Source organism: Sandarakinorhabdus sp., from assembly GCF_040398645.1.
Classification (GTDB): Bacteria; Pseudomonadota; Alphaproteobacteria; order Sphingomonadales; family Sphingomonadaceae; genus Sandarakinorhabdus.
On sequence record NZ_JBBATR010000037.1, the window covers coordinates 1,672 to 16,565 of the forward strand.

Annotated in this window: 16 protein-coding genes; 4 read left to right on the top strand and 12 right to left on the bottom strand. The window is 65.1% G+C overall.

The genetic code is table 11. From position 1 onward, the window contains the following. On the bottom strand, nucleotides 1-205 hold a 205-nt coding region (locus ABWP50_RS09325; RefSeq protein WP_353217722.1), incomplete at its 3' end, for a hypothetical protein. Between ABWP50_RS09325 and ABWP50_RS09330 the strand changes: the two genes are divergently transcribed. Then, nucleotides 204-830 carry a PEPxxWA-CTERM sorting domain-containing protein gene (locus tag ABWP50_RS09330; protein WP_353217723.1) on the top strand — a complete coding sequence of 209 codons (627 nt, stop codon included), beginning with the start codon at nucleotides 204-206 and terminating at the stop codon, nucleotides 828-830. The genes ABWP50_RS09325 and ABWP50_RS09330 overlap by 2 nt on opposite strands. Before the next feature lie 453 nt (nucleotides 831-1,283). Continuing rightward, nucleotides 1,284-1,913, top strand: coding sequence for a PEPxxWA-CTERM sorting domain-containing protein (locus ABWP50_RS09335; RefSeq protein ID WP_353217724.1), 630 nt, complete (start codon nucleotides 1,284-1,286; stop codon nucleotides 1,911-1,913). A 27-nt stretch (nucleotides 1,914-1,940) separates the two neighbouring features. On the opposite strand, the gene ABWP50_RS09340 is transcribed toward ABWP50_RS09335, so the two are convergent. Then, nucleotides 1,941-3,578, bottom strand: coding sequence for a lysine--tRNA ligase (locus ABWP50_RS09340; protein WP_353217725.1), 1,638 nt, complete (start codon nucleotides 3,576-3,578; stop codon nucleotides 1,941-1,943). A gap of 68 nt (nucleotides 3,579-3,646) precedes the next feature. Here ABWP50_RS09340 and ABWP50_RS09345 point away from each other — a divergent pair, with 68 nt between their 5' ends. Next, entirely contained in the window at nucleotides 3,647-6,424 is a 2,778-nt protein-coding gene (locus ABWP50_RS09345; RefSeq protein ID WP_353217726.1) for an ATP-dependent DNA helicase, read from the top strand. Continuing rightward, on the top strand, nucleotides 6,421-6,969 hold the full coding sequence (locus ABWP50_RS09350; protein ID WP_353217727.1) for a SixA phosphatase family protein: 549 nt from the start codon (nucleotides 6,421-6,423) through the stop codon (nucleotides 6,967-6,969). Before ABWP50_RS09345 ends, ABWP50_RS09350 begins: the two co-directional genes overlap by 4 nt. A gap of 178 nt (nucleotides 6,970-7,147) precedes the next feature. Here ABWP50_RS09350 and ABWP50_RS09355 read toward each other — a convergent pair whose 3' ends face one another. The 10 genes from ABWP50_RS09355 to ABWP50_RS09400 all read right to left on the bottom strand — a co-directional run bounded on the left by ABWP50_RS09355 (nucleotide 7,148) and on the right by ABWP50_RS09400 (nucleotide 14,749). After that, entirely contained in the window at nucleotides 7,148-8,467 is a 1,320-nt protein-coding gene (locus tag ABWP50_RS09355) for a peptide MFS transporter (protein ID WP_353217728.1), read from the bottom strand. A gap of 120 nt (nucleotides 8,468-8,587) precedes the next feature. After that, nucleotides 8,588-8,896, bottom strand: a complete 309-nt coding sequence (locus ABWP50_RS09360) for a hypothetical protein (RefSeq protein ID WP_353217729.1) — start codon at nucleotides 8,894-8,896, stop codon at nucleotides 8,588-8,590. A 7-nt stretch (nucleotides 8,897-8,903) separates the two neighbouring features. Next, nucleotides 8,904-10,118, bottom strand: coding sequence for an FAD-binding domain-containing protein (locus ABWP50_RS09365; RefSeq protein ID WP_353217730.1), 1,215 nt, complete (start codon nucleotides 10,116-10,118; stop codon nucleotides 8,904-8,906). A gap of 91 nt (nucleotides 10,119-10,209) precedes the next feature. Further along, nucleotides 10,210-10,704 (bottom strand): hypothetical protein, encoded by a 495-nt coding sequence (locus ABWP50_RS09370; RefSeq protein WP_353217731.1) that lies wholly within the window; start codon nucleotides 10,702-10,704, stop codon nucleotides 10,210-10,212. A gap of 29 nt (nucleotides 10,705-10,733) precedes the next feature. Continuing rightward, entirely contained in the window at nucleotides 10,734-11,099 is a 366-nt protein-coding gene (locus ABWP50_RS09375; RefSeq protein ID WP_353217732.1) for a HesB/IscA family protein, read from the bottom strand. Beyond that, entirely contained in the window at nucleotides 11,099-11,584 is a 486-nt protein-coding gene (locus ABWP50_RS09380) for a DUF59 domain-containing protein (protein ID WP_353217733.1), read from the bottom strand. Before ABWP50_RS09380 ends, ABWP50_RS09375 begins: the two co-directional genes overlap by 1 nt. After that, nucleotides 11,581-12,801 (bottom strand): cysteine desulfurase, encoded by a 1,221-nt coding sequence (locus ABWP50_RS09385; protein WP_353217734.1) that lies wholly within the window; start codon nucleotides 12,799-12,801, stop codon nucleotides 11,581-11,583. Before ABWP50_RS09385 ends, ABWP50_RS09380 begins: the two co-directional genes overlap by 4 nt. Beyond that, nucleotides 12,798-13,610, bottom strand: coding sequence for a SufD family Fe-S cluster assembly protein (locus tag ABWP50_RS09390; RefSeq protein WP_353217735.1), 813 nt, complete (start codon nucleotides 13,608-13,610; stop codon nucleotides 12,798-12,800). Before ABWP50_RS09390 ends, ABWP50_RS09385 begins: the two co-directional genes overlap by 4 nt. 17 nt (nucleotides 13,611-13,627) lie before the next feature. Beyond that, nucleotides 13,628-14,368 carry a Fe-S cluster assembly ATPase SufC gene (gene sufC, locus ABWP50_RS09395; protein WP_353217736.1) on the bottom strand — a complete coding sequence of 247 codons (741 nt, stop codon included), beginning with the start codon at nucleotides 14,366-14,368 and terminating at the stop codon, nucleotides 13,628-13,630. Between the two features lie 9 nt (nucleotides 14,369-14,377). Continuing rightward, complete coding sequence (locus ABWP50_RS09400) at nucleotides 14,378-14,749, bottom strand: hypothetical protein (protein WP_353217737.1); 372 nt, start codon at nucleotides 14,747-14,749, stop codon at nucleotides 14,378-14,380. Between the last annotated feature and the right edge of the window lie 145 nt (nucleotides 14,750-14,894).

The window sequence follows — 14,894 nt, forward strand, 5'->3', positions numbered from 1 at the left end:
ATCGCGCAAAACCGGCCTCACTGTGCCGCGATTGCGGCAAACGACGGCGAGCGGCTGTTCGCGCAAAACGGTCTTTGCACAAGCGGAATAATTGATTTCGTTCGGAAATATAAAAAATATTCACACTCTGAATCCGGAACCGTTTGGCGTCCGGTGCATTTTGGCGAGTGGGGGAAATTAGCTCTGACTTAAGGATAAACAGCATGACTTTGTCACGTATCCCTCTACCGCTCGTCGCACTGGCCTTTGCGCTTGGTGCCACTGGCGCGAACGCTCTTACACTCACCAAGGCTGCCGTCACTGGTTCGAATGGTTCGACGATCTGGACCACTGGGCAAACTGGCAACTACACGCTTTTCCTCGCGACCCCGAATGCGGGCGACTATCTCAACCCGAACGACCAACCGATCAGCCTTGGCATCGCGAGCGACGTCATCACGCGCGCTCTGCTGTCTGGTGAAGGTTATTTCCCTGGCACGACCCTCGATTCGGATCCGAGCTACAACCTGACGCTCGATTTCGACACCGGTCAGACGTTGACGGGCAATTATACGCCGCTGACGAACACGTTCAATGGCGGCAGCTCGTTCGCGTCGGGCGGCCAGAACTACTCGTTGATCGAGTTCTCGTTTCGCCGTGACCTCGGCGATTCGGTCCGGCCGAATATTGCAACGTTCGGCGGCGACGGCAACGACTACAACGGCAACTTCCGCATCCAGGCGGCGGCCGGTGCTGTTCCTGAGCCCGCTACTTGGGCCATGATGCTCGGCGGCTTCGGCTTGGTCGGCGCATCGATGCGCCGCCGTTCGCGCGGCGTCGTCGCTGCCTGACACAGCAGCCAATCTGCAGTTCGGAAGGGGCGTCGCGGCGACGCGACGCCCTTTTTGTTGAGGCCGGATAGAAGGCCAAGCATTTGGACGTGTCGGCCGGGCCGCCTTCTTGGCAGCATGGCCCCCGATACTTCGATCCAGGCGCGGCCTCAGCCCAGCTATTGCTGTTTGTCCGCGGCCGCCTGATCCGCGCCCGTCTTTGTGCCAGCCCGGCGACAGCGATGATCACCTGGACGACGCAGTCGTTGGATGGCGAGCTGGGGGTTTGAACTGAGCCCGGCCATGCCAGATACAGTAAAACTACGCGTTGCCTAAGTAGTTTCCGATGCTGACCGACAATTCGTCAATAGTGCATAGAATATAGTGCTTGGTATTCACGCCGGCAAAATGACCAAAGGAGCTTACGTTATGAAGATGAACACGAAAATCATGGGCGTCATTATGGCGTCGGCCATGATCACAGCGCCGGCGCTTGCCATCCCTGTTCTGAGCACATTTGCGCAGTTCACCCAGCAGTCCAACGACAAGGTGGTCGAATATCGCAGGGCAGGCCCAGGCAACACGCTGTCCATCGTGAACGCCCCGGCCAACTTCGTGGTTACCGATGCCGGCCCTCTCGGCGTGTACAATTCGCTGCTGTCGATGACGGCCAGCTCCAGCAGTGCAATTGTGGACACCGGCCCGCAGTTCGAGCAAATTGGCTGGAGCGGCCAGATGACATTCACCAACGGCGTGAACCAGCTGACGGCTGCCTTCACCAACGCCGCTTTCAATTTTACCAAGAGCGGCGGCGCTGGCAGCCTGATCGTCAACCAGCCGCTGAACAGCATTGCTTACAGCTCCGATATCCTGGCGCTGTCGGCTTTCACGTTCCGGAATCTCTCCCTGTCGTTCACTGGCATGAACCCAGCGTTCACCATCGGCGGTGACGGCTTCGGAACCAATTTCGATGCCAACATCGCTGGCTCGTTTGCCGGCGCAGCGGTGCCGGAGCCGGCAAGCTGGGCGATGATGCTGGCGGGCTTCGGCCTTGTCGGCTTTGCAGCGCGCCGCCGCGGCAGCCGCGCGGTGGTGGCTGCCTGATCCGCACGTGATTGATTGCCGGTGCCATCAGGATTTCTTGATGGCACCGGGGTCAATATCGACCCGGTTTGACGACCCAGCGGCGGATAACGCATCAGCAATCAGCGCGCGGCTTTGGGCAAGGCCATAAAGCGCGATGAAGCTGCCCATGCGCGGGCCGTTCGGTGATCCGATCAGGATTTCATACAGCGCCTTGAACCAATCGCGCAGGTTTTCGTAGGCGGCAGCCTTGCCGGCCTCATAAACTTGCGATTGATAGGCTTCGGCGTCAGCCTCAGCGCCCACTGCTGCAAGGCGGGCATCCAGATCGCGCAGGGCGGCGGCTTCGGCCGGGGTCGGCGCGCGGCGTTTCAGGCCTGGCACCACGAAATCGCGAGCATAGGCTGCGGCGTGGTGCACTAGCTTGTCGAGCAGCTTATGGCTGTCCGGCGCGGTCCCCGGTGCGTATTTCTGCACATAGCCCCACAGCCGCGCCGGATCATCGGTGGCCGCCACGGACGCGAGATTGAGCAGCAGCGAAAAGCTCACCGGCAGGGCCGGCGTGGGCGGCTTGCCTTCGTGGATATGGTGCGCCGGGTTGCCGAGCTGCTGGTCCAGCGGTTGCTCCGGGTAGCGCGCCAGATAATCGGCATAATCCTCGATGGCGCGCGGAATCACGTCATAATGCAGGCGCTTGGCCTTGCGCGGGCTCTGGAACATGTAAAGCGCCAGGCTTTCGGGTGGGCCATAATCCAGCCATTGCTCGATGGTCAGGCCGTTGCCCTTGGACTTGCTGATCTTTTGGCCTTCGGCATCCAGGAACAATTCATAGTTGAAGCCGGCTGGCGGGGTGCCGCCCAGCGCGCGCACGATCTTGCCCGATTGGGTCACGCTGTCGATCAGATCCTTGCCGGCCATTTCATAATCGACGCCCAGCGCCAGCCAGCGCATCGCCCAATCCACCTTCCATTGCAGCTTGCAGGCGCCGCCGGTGACCGGAACCGTGATGCTGTCGTTGGTGCCGGGCCGCACATAGGTGATGGTGCCGGCGCCTGCGTCGCGGGCCACGATCGGCACTTGCAGGACATGGCCCGACACCGGATCGATGGGCAGGAACGGCGAATAAGTGGCGCGGCGATCCGGGCCGAGCGTGGGCAGGATGATTCCCATCACATCATCATAATGCGCCAAGACCTTGAGCAGCGCGGCATCGAACATGCCGCTGGCGTAGCAATCCGTTGAGCTGAGAAATTCATATTCGAAGCCGAACTTGTCGAGAAATGCGCGCAGCCGGGCATTGTTGTGCGCGCCGAAACTGGCATGGGTGCCGAACGGATCGGGCACCTGGCTGAGCGGCTTGTTCAGCGCAGCGCGCAGCATTTCGGGGTTGGGAATGCCGTCCGGCACCTTTCGCAGCCCGTCCATATCGTCTGAAAACGCGATCAGGCGGGTTTTTGTGCCGGGCGCCAGCGTTTCGAGCGCGCGGCGCACCATGGTGGTGCGCGCCACTTCGCCAAACGTGCCGATGTGCGGCAATCCTGATGGGCCATAGCCGGTTTCAAAGATCACCGCCTGCCCGGCTGGCACACCATCCGGGTAGCGCGCCAGCAGTTTGCGGGCTTCTTCATAGGGCCAGGCCTTGTTCTGGAGCGCGGCCGCCTGCATGAGTTCAGAAGAGATGATCATCGCTGTGTCTTGTTGGTTCCGGGCCTGCGCCAGTGCGGCGATGGCTGCCCACGTTGTGGCGGGAGCCCATGACAGTTGCAACTGAAACCGCTGCGCCGCTGGCTGTGCCGGCGCTGGTGGCCAGCCATGCCGGCGTGTGGATTGCCGATGCCGATGGCCGGGTGCGCGGCGTTGGGCGGGGTGAAGCCATTGCGCGCGCCGGGGACAGCCCGCACCTGCTGCTGAATGCGCCGGTCACCGCCAGCCGGCTCGGGCTGGGCGAGCTTTCGGGGCTCGATCTGCTGGAATTGTTCGCGTTTTTGTGTCCGGCGCGGTTTTGCGTGCCCACCGCGCGCGGGCTGGCGGCGGCGCTGGGCCTGCCAGCGCCAGCAGGAGATGCCGATGCCGCCTTCCTGCAACGCGCGGCGGCGGCACTGCTGGCGATGCCTGCGCGGCGCGATTGGCCGGAACGGCGCGGCGCGTGGACCATCCTGCAAAGCCTGGGCCGCCAGCGCTGGCCGTGGGCGCCGCATCTGCTGCGCCTGATTGCCAAGCCTGAAAAAGCCGAGCGTCATGTGTTTCAAACCCTGCCGCAGTGGGAAGAGGCGGCAGCGCGGCCAGCGCCGCAGGTGGTGCGCCTGCCTGCTGACGAGGTTGCGGCGCGGCTGGCGCGGCTGGTGGGGCCGGGCGCCGAGCAGCGCGATGGCCAGCGCGCCTATGCCGATGCCGTGGCGCAGGCATTTGCCCCCAAAGCCCGCAAGGACGATGGCCCGCAGATGGTGCTGGCCGAAGCCGGCACCGGCATCGGCAAGACGCTCGGCTATCTGGCGCCGGCCAGCCTGTGGGCTGAAATGGCTGGCGGCGCGGTGTGGGTGGCGACGTTCACCAAGGCGCTGCAACGCCAGCTTGACGGCGAAACTGCGCGGGTGTGGCCGGATGCGGCGCAGCGGCGGGCGCGGGTGGTGGTGCGCAAGGGCCGCGAGAATTACCTGTGCCTGCTCAATCTGGAAGATGCCGTGCAGGGCGGCTTTGGCGGCCGCGCCGCGGTGTTTGCGCGGCTGGCCGAACGCTGGGCCGAATATACCCGCGATGGCGATATGGTCGGCGGCGATCTGCCCGGCTGGCTGCCACCGCTGTTTGGCCGCATGAGCTTTGCCGGCCTGACCGATCGGCGCGGCGAGTGTATTTATGCCGCCTGCCCGCATTACCGCACCTGTTTCATCGAACGCGCATCACGGGCCAGTGCCCAGGCCGATCTGGTGATCGCCAATCATGCGCTGGTGATGATCAACGCCGCGCGCGGCCGCGCCGAAGGCACCGGCATGGCGCGCATCATCTTTGATGAAGGCCATCATCTGTTCGACGCTGCCGATGCCACTTTTGCCGTCGCCTTGACCGGGCGCGAGGCCGTTGAGTTGAAAAACTGGCTGCTCGGCCCCGAACGCGCGGCGGGGCGCGGCCGGAGACGGGGATTGTCCGCGCGGTTGGCCGATGCCATCAGTTACGATGACGACGCAGCCAAGGCCGTGGAACGCATCACCGACGCCGCCCGCGCGCTGCCCAGCGAGGCGTGGCTTGCGCGCGTGGCCGACGATAGCGGCGAGGGCGCGCTGGAGCTGTTGTTTGCTGCCGTGCGCACCCAGGTGCTGGCACGGGCGCCGCCCGAAGATGCCGCCACTGGCTATGGCCTCGAAACGCAAGTGGCCGAGGTGCTGCCGTGCCTGGTGGATGCAGCGGCAGCGGCGAGTGCCGCGTTGGGCCGCATGGCGCTGCCGATGGCGCAGCTTGAGGCGCGGCTGGCGCTGCTGCTGGATGATCCGCCCGATTGGCTGGATGGGCAGGGCCGGGCGCGGGTGGAGGGTGCGCGCGCCGGGCTGGTGCTGCGCGGCGCGCTGCTCAGCGCGTGGCAGCAATTGCTGGCCCGGCTGGGCGGGCCAGCGGATGCCGATTTCATCGATTGGCTGGAACTGGCCCGCGCCGATGGCCGCCTGCTGGATGTGGGCATACAGCGGCGCTGGCTGGATCCGATGCGGCCGTTTGCAGCCGCCGTGCTGGAACCTGCACACGGCGTGGTGGTGACATCGGCCACGCTGCGCGCCCGCCCGGATGCGCTGGCCGATGATTGGCGCGATGCCGATGCCCGCACCGGCGCTGTGCATCTGCCGCTGCCGGCCCGCCATTTCGCCGCCGCCAGCCCGTTCGATTATGCGCATCAGGCCCGCGTGCTGATCGTGACCGATGTGAAGCCGCGCGATGTTGCGGCGCTGGCGCACGCCTATCGCACGTTGATCGAAGCGGCGGGTGGCGGCACGCTGGGGCTGTTCACCGCCATCGCCCGCTTGCGCGCCGTGCATGCCCGGCTGGCCGATCCATTGGCCCGCGCCGGCCTGCCGCTTTATGCCCAGCATGTTGATCCCATCGATACCGGCACGCTGGTGGATATTTTCCGCGCCGAACCGGGCGCATCGCTGCTGGGCACCGATGCACTGCGCGACGGGGTGGATGTGCCGGGCAGCAGCCTGCGCCAGGTGATCATGGAAGGCGTGCCGTGGCCGCGCCGCACCGTGCTGCACGCGGCGCGGCGGCTGGCGGGCGGCGGCAATGCCCATGATGACCGGGTGACCATGGGCCGGCTGGCGCAGGCGTTTGGGCGGTTGATTCGCCGCGCCGATGATCGCGGGCACTTCATCCTGCTCGGCCCGGCCGTGCCCTCCCGGCTGCTGGGGGCGTTTCCAGCCGGGGTGCCGATCGACCGCGTTACCCTTGATGAGGCAGCGGCGCTGGTGCGGGCCGGCTTTGCGCGCACTGGTCAGGATGCAGCCGATGTGCCAAGCGCTGATGGCTCAATCACGCCGGGTGCCTCTTGAAAACGCTCACTCTGCTGCGCCACGCCAAATCGGGTTACGATGATCCGTTGCTGCGCGATTTCGATCGGCCGCTGAACGATCGCGGCCGCCGCGCTGCCATGAAGGTCGGCCAATGGCTGGGCGCCGCCATCAAACGCGGTGACATGCCGGATTACAAGCTGGTGTTCGCCTCCCCCGCCGTGCGCGTGCGCCAGACCATCGAAGGCCTGGAAGCCGGCATGCGCCGGCCAATTGCCCCGATGTACGAACAGCGCATCTACCTCTCGTCCTCGGCGACGCTGGTCGAATTGTGCGCCGGCTTTTCCGATGATTTCAGCGATGCCATGCTGGTTGGCCACAATCCCGGCCTGGAAGACCTGCTGCTCGAACTGGTGCCGCCCGGCGGCGACCTGCGCGCCGAAGCGGAACTGAAATACCCCACCGCCACGCTGGCGCGGCTGGATATCGCCATCGACCGCTGGGCGCAAATCGACGGCGGCCGCGCGGAATTGGTGCGGTTTGTGCGGCCGCGCGATCTTGATCCGAGCCTGGGGCCGGATGATTGAGGGTTACTGATTTGGCATCCGATCCAAGTCAGTAAAAACAAGCAAAAGCAAAGCCTCCGGCGGGCAGGGGTGACCCCTGCACCCGATTGTTTGGATGGGGCCAGATTCCGCAGATTGGGGCCAAGTCAAAAGATGGGTGCAGGGGTCACCCCTGCCCGCCGGAGGCTCTGAAGTTTGTTTACAGCTTGAGCACTTGCCCCAGTCGCCCGCGCAACGCCCACATCACCGCCGCTCCGGCCAGCGGAAAGGCGGCGTGCATCAGCCAGAATGTCGGGGTGGCCATGGTTTCGTAAAACCGCCCGAGCCAGCCGGACATGGTGCTGCCGACAAACACGGCAAATTGCACGGCGCCCAGCATGACGCCGGTTACGGCCACCGGCGCGCTGCGCGAAAACAGCGCGTTCATGGTGGGCACCAGATACAGCCAGCCGGTGTTGAGCACGAGGTGAAACACCACCACCCACGCAAACGGCGTCTTTCCGGCCCCGCTGCCCAGCGCCAGCCACAGAAAGGCGGTGCCGATCAGGGCCATGCCGATGGCGATCTTGCCAAGCTCCTTGGGCTCGTTGCCGCGCGCGGCCTGCCAGCGCCACAGTGCCAGCACCGGCGGCACCGCCAGGATCGGCGCCAGGCTGTCGATGGCCTGCAGCCACGTCACCGGCACTTCGATGCCCAGCACCATGCGATCAAGATGATCGCGCCCCCACAGCGCATAGACATTCCACACCTGCGATTGCGCCAACCAGAACAGGCTGGTGAGCAGCATCACGGCGATCAGCGCCGCGATGGTCTTGCCGTCACCGGCTTGCAGGCGCGCGGCGCGGCGGGCGTGCGGCGGCGTATCAGCGGGCATCAGGCCGTTGCCGATCAGCAGCGTGAGCGCCGCTAGCGCCATGCAGCCGCAGGCCGCGGCAAAGCCCCATTGCCAGTTCACCACTTCGCCCAGCGCGCCGATGAGGAGTGGCCCCAGAAACGCGCCGGTGTTCAGGCCGGCGGCAAGGATGGCAAAGGCCGCATCGCGGCGCGGGTCGTTGCGGCTGTAGAGATGCCCGGTTTGGGCATTCAGATTGCAGCGCAGCGCGCCCGCGCCAAAGGCCGACACCAGCAGCCCGGGCAGGAACAGCCCCGGCGTGATCACCATGGCCATGCCGGCGGCGGCGAGGATCGCACCCAATATGCAGGTCAGGCGTGGGCCGAAATGCCGGTCCCCCAGCCAGCCGCCCAGCAGCGGCGTAAGGAAAAACAGGCCAAGATACAGCCCCATCGTCTGGGTGGCCAAGGCTTGCAGGCTCATCGGCCCGAACGCGCCTTCCACCAGCGCGCGCCAGGCGGCAAAGCCGCCAACGCTGGCCACCTCGGCCGGCGTGAACAGGAAATTGGCCATGTACAGGATCAGCAGCGATTGCACGCCATAAACGCCGGCCGCCTGCAGGCCTTCGGCCACCGTGACGATCGCCAGGCCGGCTGGATGCCCGGCGAAATCCCTGTTTTTCCCCATGAAGATCAACCTGCCGGATGCGCGGTATAACGGCAAGTGGTTGATTGCAGCGCATGAAGGGCGCTGGGTTCAGGGTTTGCGAAAGGAATTGCTTACCCGCCTGTTCTGATGGGGCGGCGATCACTCCCTGCGTTGGCGCTCGCGCTCTCGATCACGCTCGTCTTCACGCCTGTCTTCCCGCTCTTCTTCGCGGCGGTCCTGTTCGGCTTTCCGCGCTTTCTTGGCCTTCTTGGCCTCGCGCTCTGCGGCTTCGTCCTGTTTGCGGGCGGCGCGGCCGCGTTTGATGTCGGCTTCTTCCTGGCTTTCGGTGGCCGTGTCGTAGATCACCTCCACGGCCTTGATCGGCGCGGTGACGATGGTTTTGACGGCGCTGGCCAGACAGCCGCCGAGCAGCAGCGGGAGCAGAATCAAAAGCGAAGCGCGAATCATGCCGCCGTCATGCCAGCGCGCCGGGGGGCAGCGCCAGCAATTTTGGAATGGCGGCCTTGAACGGGAAAAAGCCCTTTCTGGCATGCGGCCACGCAACATCGTCCCAGGCGCGGCGCAGGCGCACCAGCGTCACGCCATCGGCGGCCAGCGCCGGGGCCAACACATCCAGCCGGTCCTTCACCGGCCCGACCGGGGCATCGCCGGTAATGATCTGCGTCAGCCGGTGGCGGGCGGCCCAATCGCGCATGGCATCCGTGCCAAAGGTGGCGTCGATGCGTTCGGGCTCCAGCCCCAGCCGGTGGGCGGCGCGGCCAAGGCCATCGGCCAGCATCGCCATCGCCGCCTGGTGTTTCAGCGGCGCCGGTGTGCCGCCGATATCCGGCGTTGCTGCCAGTGCCACGATTTTGCCGGGCAGTGCCAGTTGTTCCAGGCTGGTGTCTTCGGTGGTGACGAACAGGCCGGTGCGCGCGGCCGGATCGGCGCGCTGCACGCGGGCGACTGGCGTGGCCGGCGGCACATCGTCGGCGGGCCACGGCGGCGCTTCGCTGGCCAGCTTGAAATTGACGGCAAAACGCCCGCCCGACAGATCGCGGATCAGATCGGCGCGCGCCAGATAGGTTTTGCCGGCGGTTTGCAGGCCTACCACCCAGCGCCAGCCCAGCGTGTTGCTGGCCGGGCAGGCATCAAGCAGGTGACGGTAGAAAAAAGCCGCGCCCAGTTGCCATGGCAGCCGCAGCGTGAAGCACCAGATGCTGGCAAAGCTCATGCGCACATGATTGTGCAGCCAGCCGGTTTCGATCAGCTCATGCACCCAGGCATCAAAGCAATCGATGCCGGTGGTGCCGGCCAGCGCCTGTTCGTAACGGCGCTGCCATTTGCCGTCTTCGGCCAGCAACGCTTCCATGCGGACCACATCGGCCTGCCAGCGCGTCCAGATGTCCGGGCGCTGTTGCAGCCAGCCTACCCAATAGGTGCGCCAGCAGATTTCCTGCACGAATTTTTCAGCGACCACAAAGCCGTGAGCCGCAATGGCGGCTGCGGCAACCTCCTGTTCGCTGATCAGCCGGCGGCGAATGGCCGGGGACAGCAGGGACGTGGTGGCGCGCCCGTCTGGCCCGCCATCATGATTGCGCCGCGACGCATAGGCGCGGCCGGCGAGCGGAGTGAACTCGGCAACGCGTACAAGTGCGACATCACGGGTGAGCGGGAAACGAGTGTGCATTTGCGGCGGATAGCCGGCTGTGGTGCAGCGCGGCAGGCGTGCCGGTGTCGCGGGCGGGCGCTGCCGCGCGCGATCATGCCAGTTTTGCTGCTTATTGTTGTGCCGAAACCTTGGTCGCCGGCGCGGGCTCACGTTGGCCTTCGAGATAAACCGACATGCTGAGCGATCCAACAGCGATACCAAGCAGCATCGTGGCGATCCCCATATCCCGTTTGCTGCGCTGCAAGCAGGGTTGCCGCTTGCTCAAACTGTCAACCAGCTTTTGGTTGCCGCCAATGGCAGTAAAAGCCGCGCCGGCAAACAGCACAACGGACAGCCACACAGCAGGCGAAGCGTCACGCAACGTGCTGCCAATCAAGGTGACAGCCAGACCAGTGCCCGCGATGCCGACGTTGGCGATCTGATCGAACATCTTCGATTTCAGCTCATAGGCGAGATCGGCCGACACGTCGGCGGTGCGGTCGTCATAGTCCGCGTCGTCAGCGCTGCGCCGCAGGGGAAGGGAAAATCGGCCCAATGGCGGCTCCTGAACGAAACGGAATGGACGTTCAACATGTCGGGTTTCGCATGATCTTGCCAGCAGCAAACGCTGGCCGGCACCGTGTTGCTTTTATCTCAAACCGTGAAGCTTTCGCCGCAGCCGCAGGCGCCCTTGGCATTGGGATTGTTGAACACGAAGCCGGCGGTGAAATCATCTTCGCGCCAGTCCATGATGCTGCCGATCAGATACATCAGGCTGCCGCCATCGACAAACAACGTGCCGCCAGGCGTGTCGATGCGCTCGTCACCAAGCTTGGCAGCGGTCACATAGGCCAGATCATAGGCCAGGCCCGAACAGCCGCGGCGCGGGGTGGACAGGCGCACGCCCACGGCGTCGGCTGGCGCGGCCGCCAGGATGGCGGCGATGCGGTTCGACGCGCCTTCGGTAACGGTCAAGGGCGCGGGGCGCGGGCGGCGCAAAGTGGTGGCTGGTGCATCCATCAGAGCATTCCCATTTCAAGGCGGGCTTCGTCGGTCATCTTGCCGGGGTCCCATGCCGGGTCCCACACCAGATTGACGTCGCAGCTTTGCACGCCGGGCACCGCACACACGCGAATTTCCACTTCGCCGGGCATTGATTCGGCGACGGGGCAGCTTGGCGTCGTGAGCGTCATGGTCACCACGGCGTGGCCATTGTCTGCCTCGACATTGTAGATCAGGCCAAGATCATAGATGTTTACCGGGATTTCCGGATCGTGGATCTGGCGCAGCGCCGCCACGATTTCCTCGACCAGACTGGTGCTTGCGTCATCTGCGGCGGCGTCGGTCTTGGGCTTCAGAAAGCCTTCCAGATAATCGGGCTCATGCGCCGCCTCGGCCCCCGCTTCAGCCGCAGCTTCGGCCTCAACCATCGCGCGCAGCGGCGGGGCTTTTGCCACCGGCTTGGCCTGCGTTACTTCTTCCACTTCGAAATTGCGGTCAGTCATGGCTTGATCCCAAAGATGCGGGTGACACGGGCAAGGCCGGCAACCAGCCGGTCAACATCATCGGCGCTGTTGTACAGGCCAAAGCTGGCACGGGCGGTGGCCGGCACGTTCAGCAGCTTCATCAGCGGCTGCGCGCAATGGTGGCCAGCGCGGATGGCGACGCCGGCCTCATCAAGGATGGTGCCGATATCGTGCGGATGCACGCCGGCCATCGTGAAGCTGAGGATGCCGGCGCTGGCTTGCGGGCCATAAAGCGTGATGCTGTTGATGCCGGCCAGCGCGGCGCGCGTGCGGCGCACCAGCTCGGCTTCGTGGGCGTGAATGCGGTCAATGCCGACTGATTCCACATAATCGATGGCTGCCGCCAGACCGATTACGCCTTCGATGTGCGGCGTGCCGGCTTCGAACCGGGCCGGCGACGGCGCATAGCTGGTGTGTTCGAACGTCACCGTGTCGATCATCGCGCCGCCGCCTTGCCATGGCGGCATCGATTCCAGGATTTCGGCCCGCGCCCACAGCACGCCGATGCCGGTGGGCCCGTATAGTTTGTGGCCCGACAACACGTAAAAATCGCAGCCGAGCGCCGCCATGTCCAGCGCAAGGCGCGGCGCGGCCTGACAGCCATCGACCATCAGCAGCGCGCCCATGGCGTGGGCAGCATCGGCGATGCGGGCGACATCCGCCACGCCGCCGAGCACGTTGGAGACATGGGCAATCGCCACCAGCCGCGTTTCGGGCCGGATCATGGCAATCAGCGCGTCCTCATCGATGCGGCCATCGTCCGTGAGCGGCGCAACATCGATGATGATGCCGGCGCGGTCGCGCAGCATCTGCCACGGCACGATATTGCTGTGGTGTTCCAGCGCCGAAATCAGCACGCGGTCCCCGGCCTGCAGCCGCTGGCCCCAGCTTTGCGCCACCAGGTTGATGCCTTCGGTGGCGCCGCGCACGAACACCACCTCGTCGGGCGTTGCCGCGCCGATGAAGCGCGCAACCGTGGCGCGTGCCTCTTCATAGCGCAGGGTCATGGTGGCGGAGCGTTCGTAGACGCCGCGGTGCACCGTGGCGTATTCGGGGCCGTAGCAGCGCGCGATGGCATCGATCACCGCCTGCGGTTTTTGCGATGTGGCGGCTGTGTCCAGATAGGCCCAATCGCCGGCCATACCGGGAAAATCGCCCTTGCGGTCCAGCAGCGGGGATGCAGTCAGGATGGTCATGCCGTGGTTGCCAACAGGGCGGTGATTTCCGCCTCAAGGGTTTCGGTTGCGGTATCATCGAGGCCGGCAAGCGCGTCCGACAGGAAGGCACGCATCAGCAAGGCGCGGGCCTGCACCGGCGGCACGCCCCGGCTGGTCAGGTAGAACAGCGCGTTCGCATCGATTTCGCCAACGGTCGCGCCGTGCGCGCATTTTACGTCGTCGGCAAAAATCTCCAGCTCCGGCTTGGCATTGGCCGTCGCGCCGCGATTGAGCAGCAGCGCCTTGAACGACTGGCTGGCATCGGTTTTCTGGCCGGCGCGCGCCACGGCGACCTGGCCGAGATAGGAGGTGGTGGCGGTGCCGCCGGCAACGGCGCGCACGATCTGGTTGCTGGTGGCAGCCGGGCCGACATGGCGGACGATGGTGACCAATTCGCTGGTTTGCGCTGCCGTGCCGATCAGGATGGCGCCCAATTGGAAATCAGCGCCGGCGTGCAGTGTCACGTCCAGCGCGATGCGGCCGAGATCGCTGCCGTGGTTCAGGATCACCAGATGCGCCGATGCGCCGGCTTCGAGGGTGATGCGGTAGAGCATCGTCGCCATGCCGGCGGCGTCTTGGCGGATGATGCCGTCCAGCCGCCCGTCCGCTGCGACTGTCACGGTCACATCGTCGTTGATCCAGCCGTCACCGGCCAGAACATCATCAAGTCGGCCATGCGAGCCGGCCGCAACATCCAGGCTGCGGCTGCGCACCTGCGCATCCGGCCAGGCCGCTGACAGCGCGGTCAGATTGGACCAGCGCCAGGCTTCGTCCTTTCGGTTGGGCATTGAAAGACTCTGGGCGCTCATGCTGCGATCGCGGAATAGCCTTCCGCCTCCAATTTGTGCGCCAGTTCCGGGCCGCCGGACTGCACGATGCGGCCATCCATCAGCACATGGATATGATCGGGCACCACATAATCAAGCAGGCGCTGATAATGGGTGATCAACAGCGCGGCGCGGTCTGGCCCGCGCATGGCGTTGATGCCATCGGCAACCACGCGCAGTGCATCGATATCCAGGCCCGAATCAGTCTCATCGAGCACCGCGAACCACGGCTGCAAAATATGCATCTGCACCATTTCGTTGCGCTTTTTCTCACCGCCTGAAAAGCCCTGGTTCACCGCGCGCTTCATCATGTCGAACGGCAGGCCCAGTTTCTCGGCAGCGGCCTTGGCCAGCTTCATGAATTCCGCGCCGGACGCTTCGGCTTCGCCGCGCAGCACGCGCTGGGCATTCAGCGCGGTGCGCAGGAACAGCAGATTGGACACGCCGGGGATTTCCACCGGATATTGCAGGCCCAGGAACATGCCGGCCGTGGCACGCTCATGCGGGGCAAGGCTGAGCAGATCCTGCCCGCGAAACGTCACGCTGCCGCCGGTGACCGTGTAGTTGTCGCGGCCGGCCAGCACATAGGACAGGGTGGATTTGCCGGCGCCGTTCGGCCCCATGATGGCGTGCACGCTGCCGGCATCCACGGTGAGCGACAGGCCCTTCAGGATCGGCTTGCCGTCAATTTCGGCGCAAAGATTGTCGATAACGAGCATGTTCAGTCCTTAACGGGTCAAATTCTGGCGTTTGACGATGGTCACCACGGCCTGTTCGCGCAGATCCTTTTCGATCACGCCCACGCTGGCTTCGGCGACAATCTCGGCCTGATTGGCCGTGTGGTTCGGGTGACCGAGCAAATCGAACGACGCCACCTTCAAGCGCAGCGCGCCGCGGATCGGCCGGCACGCCTTCACCGCTGCGATGGCAATGCTGCCGGCCGGATCTTGCGACACGTCGGCGGCGGCCACGCCCTTGTCGATGCAGGCGGCATAATCCTTGGTCATCTGGTCAAGCTCGGCGCGCAGCTGCTGGCCCTTGGGATCGGCGCGCGGCGGCGCGGCATCGCAGGCGGCCAGCGACAGCAGAGCGACAGCCAAGACCGGGGCCAATACGAGGGCCAACGCCAGCTTCAACCCACACTGCCTTCGAGGCTGAGGCTCAGCAATTTCTGCGCTTCGACGGCAAATTCCATCGGCAATTGCTGCAACACTTCGCGGCAGAAGCCGTTGACGATCAAGCCCA

Excerpts from the sequence above, each read along its gene's own strand:
- ABWP50_RS09330 (WP_353217723.1), top strand. The coding sequence starts at position 204 with ATGACTTTGTCACGTATCCCTCTACCGCTCGTCGCACTGGCCTTTGCG.
- ABWP50_RS09335 (WP_353217724.1), top strand. The coding sequence starts at position 1,284 with ATGATCACAGCGCCGGCGCTTGCCATCCCTGTTCTGAGCACATTTGCG.
- ABWP50_RS09340 (WP_353217725.1), bottom strand. The coding sequence starts at position 3,578 with ATGATCATCTCTTCTGAACTCATGCAGGCGGCCGCGCTCCAGAACAAG.
- ABWP50_RS09345 (WP_353217726.1), top strand. The coding sequence starts at position 3,647 with ATGACAGTTGCAACTGAAACCGCTGCGCCGCTGGCTGTGCCGGCGCTG.
- ABWP50_RS09355 (WP_353217728.1), bottom strand. The coding sequence starts at position 8,467 with ATGGGGAAAAACAGGGATTTCGCCGGGCATCCAGCCGGCCTGGCGATC.
- ABWP50_RS09360 (WP_353217729.1), bottom strand. The coding sequence starts at position 8,896 with ATGATTCGCGCTTCGCTTTTGATTCTGCTCCCGCTGCTGCTCGGCGGC.
- ABWP50_RS09365 (WP_353217730.1), bottom strand. The coding sequence starts at position 10,118 with ATGCACACTCGTTTCCCGCTCACCCGTGATGTCGCACTTGTACGCGTT.
- ABWP50_RS09375 (WP_353217732.1), bottom strand. The coding sequence starts at position 11,099 with ATGGATGCACCAGCCACCACTTTGCGCCGCCCGCGCCCCGCGCCCTTG.
- ABWP50_RS09380 (WP_353217733.1), bottom strand. The coding sequence starts at position 11,584 with ATGACTGACCGCAATTTCGAAGTGGAAGAAGTAACGCAGGCCAAGCCG.
- ABWP50_RS09385 (WP_353217734.1), bottom strand. The coding sequence starts at position 12,801 with ATGACCATCCTGACTGCATCCCCGCTGCTGGACCGCAAGGGCGATTTT.
- ABWP50_RS09390 (WP_353217735.1), bottom strand. The coding sequence starts at position 13,610 with ATGCCCAACCGAAAGGACGAAGCCTGGCGCTGGTCCAATCTGACCGCG.
- sufC (WP_353217736.1), bottom strand. The coding sequence starts at position 14,368 with ATGCTCGTTATCGACAATCTTTGCGCCGAAATTGACGGCAAGCCGATC.